This window comes from Pseudomonas sp. BS-2016 (assembly GCF_001806145.1).
GTDB classification, from domain to species: Bacteria; Pseudomonadota; Gammaproteobacteria; order Pseudomonadales; family Pseudomonadaceae; genus Aquipseudomonas; species Aquipseudomonas lundensis.
On record NZ_MLCT01000194.1, the window covers coordinates 1 to 2,537 of the forward strand.

General features: G+C 59.0%; 3 protein-coding genes, 1 tRNA gene and 1 pseudogene. 1 reads left to right on the plus strand and 4 read right to left on the minus strand.

What is annotated here, in order from left to right; translation table 11 throughout:
• A pseudogene (locus tag BKD70_RS23690) lies at positions 1 to 816 on the plus strand (hypothetical protein); the annotation flags it as partial.
• Positions 817 to 852: 36 nt separating this feature from the next.
• Here the strand turns inward: BKD70_RS23690 and BKD70_RS23695 are convergent.
• The 4 genes from BKD70_RS23695 to BKD70_RS23710 all read right to left on the minus strand — a co-directional run.
• Positions 853 to 1,524, minus strand: a complete 672-nt coding sequence (locus BKD70_RS23695) for a hypothetical protein (RefSeq protein ID WP_034125529.1) — start codon at positions 1,522 to 1,524, stop codon at positions 853 to 855.
• A gap of 172 nt (positions 1,525 to 1,696) precedes the next feature.
• A tRNA-Phe gene (locus BKD70_RS23700) sits at positions 1,697 to 1,772 on the minus strand.
• Positions 1,773 to 1,875: 103 nt separating this feature from the next.
• Positions 1,876 to 2,148, minus strand: a complete 273-nt coding sequence (locus BKD70_RS23705) for an oxidative damage protection protein (protein WP_034125530.1) — start codon at positions 2,146 to 2,148, stop codon at positions 1,876 to 1,878.
• Positions 2,145 to 2,537, minus strand: a 393-nt coding sequence (locus BKD70_RS23710) for an NUDIX domain-containing protein (RefSeq protein ID WP_175441037.1), incomplete at its 5' end; no start/stop codon positions are given. The genes BKD70_RS23710 and BKD70_RS23705, both read right to left, overlap by 4 nt.

Here is a 2,537-nt window from a genome sequence, read left to right on the forward strand (position 1 = left end):
CGCTACTTCCCGGTGGTTCCGCTGGCGTTTGCGACCCTGTTTGCGTTGCGCCATCGCTGGCCCGAGCGTTGGGGCAATGAGCACCTGCAATTGCTGGTGCGGTTCGGGGGCTGCGGCTTGATGATTCTGCTCGGCCTGTCGGTACCGCACTTCAAGCGCGCTTATTACATTCTGCCGATGGTGCCGATGTTTGCGGCTGTCGCTGCCTATGGGCTGCTGCATGCGCAAGGCTGGCTGGTGGGCGTGCGTCGTGGCTACGAATGGCTGGTCGCGGCGCTGCCGGCGTTGTGCGTGGTTGTGTTGTTTGTGTGTCGACACGCCTGGCACAAGCAGGGCTACTGGCCGGAGATTTCCTTGCCGTTGATGATCGGCGTGCTGGTGGTGCTGCAAGCCGCAGCGTTGATTGCCTGGCAGCGAGCATGGCGGTTGGTGTGGCTCAGTCTGATCGCGCTGGTGGCGCAATGGCTGTTGCTTGTGACAGTGATAGAGCCGGCCAAGGACCTGCAATTCGACACCCGGCGGTTTGTCAGCCAGGTGGAGGCGTTGCGCCAGACGCAGCCAGGTCCCTTGGTGTTTGTCGATCTGGCCCGGGATACCTGGGCGGTGCGCTACATGATGAACCTGGATCACGATGAACAGCCGCTGTTTGTCGGGCGTCACGAGCTTGAGAAGTTGGCGGCGCTGCCCCGGCCCTCCTGGGTGATCGTGTCGCGCAAGGAGACCGCGCTGTTGAAGGGGTCGCCGGTGGAGCACCTGGCGCCGAGCTATCAAGGGCGCTTGAATGACAACCCGTTGATGGTGTTCTTGCTCAAGTAAGGAGGCCCTTGAGCCAAGGGCCTGTCGAGCAGATGATTATTTGCAGCGGAAGCTTTCAGGCATCGTGACCGTGTAATTGCGCTGCACGCGGTCCTGGAAATTCAGGTTCTGCAAACCCTGCTGCACCAGGAAGGCTTCGACCTTGGCGGCTTGGCAGTCGTCGTTATAGGACGACGCCCTTAGCAGGTAGACAGCGCGCCTGCTCACTTCATCACGAGCGGTGACCCGGAAGGTGGTGAGCGTGGTGTAGCCGGTGCGCTCCGAGGTCCCTACCGGGCCGTAGGAGGTGTTTGGAGTGCTGGTGCAGGTCAGTTGGTCGGTCTTTTTCTTGTTCTTCTTGCATTGAGTGGTGGTGCTTTTTGCCACCTGCCCGTATTCGGTGGCGGTATAGCGATACGTCACCTGCTTGCTGTCGACGTCCAGGGTGACGGTCATTTTGATCGGCGCGTGGTTCTTGGGCAGGGTGGTGTCGGTGAAGACATTGCGAAAGCCCTGGTCCTGCATGGCGCGGACCATGTCACGCAGGTAGTAGCGAGCATTGAGTGAGTTTTCATCACTTCCGCCAGTGGAGGTCACCAGCACGGTTGCCTGCCGGTCGAAGTGATAGTCGGGATCAGGCGTCGCGTTGATCGCTACGTCCAGCTGCGTGGCACACCCACTGAGCAGGGCGGTCAGTAGTAACAGGGTGCAAAGCAAGAAGCGGGTCATGAAAAAACCTTACAACTGAGATTTGGGTAAAGGCTGAACGATTGAGTCCAGCCAAAAATAACCCTCAATCGTCCTGCTGCGACATCGTGTCCGTAAATGCGTGAGTCGCATTAAATCGCAGGCAATAAAAAACCCCAAGGAACGCATTGTTCCTTGGGGTTTCTCGGTATTTTGGTGCCCAGAGACGGAATCGAACCGCCGACACGGGGATTTTCAATCCCCTGCTCTACCGACTGAGCTATCTGGGCAACGGGGCGCATTAAACGGGTTTTTCAGGGGGTCGTCAAGCAAGTTTTCAAAAAATATTTAATTATTACCGTCGCTTACGTGCAGACCCTGGTTTTTGATCAATTATTGAGCAGGCGGCACGTAGCCGTCGGCCTTGGCGTATTCCTCGCCGGAAAAGAACTTGTCCATTTCGCCGGCCAGGTATTTACGGTCTTCGGCGTTCATCATGTTCAGGCGTTTTTCGTTGATCAGCAGGGTCTGGTGTTTCAACCAGTCGCCCCAGGCTTTGGCGGAGACGTGCTCGTAGATGTCCTGGCCCTTGGCACCTGGGTACGGAGGGCGCTCCAGGGCTGGCAGTTCTTCTTTGTACTTGCGGCACATGATGGTGCGGGTCATGACGAAACTCCTGCGTTCAATACGTCGGCCGCGCGCTTCAGCAGTTTTTTCACCGGGGCGGCAAGGCCCAGGCGCGGCGGGGTGGCGAGGTTATACCAGAGCCAGTCGGCCTCGGCCACGTGATGGGCGGTTTCCTCGACCTGGACCAGCCAGGGTTCGATGGCCAGTTGGAAGTGGCTGAAAGTGTGGACCAGCCCGGGCAGTTCCTGATGCTTGCCCAGCGCCAGCGCGTGCTGGTTGGCGAGGTGATCCAGGTCTTGCAGGTCGTCCAGCTCCGGCAAGCTCCACAAGCCGCCCCACAAGCCCGTAGACGGGCGACGGTAAAGCAGGATCGCGCCCTCTGCGTTGGCCAGCATGGGCATCAGCGTGCGCTTTTGCGGGATGGTCTT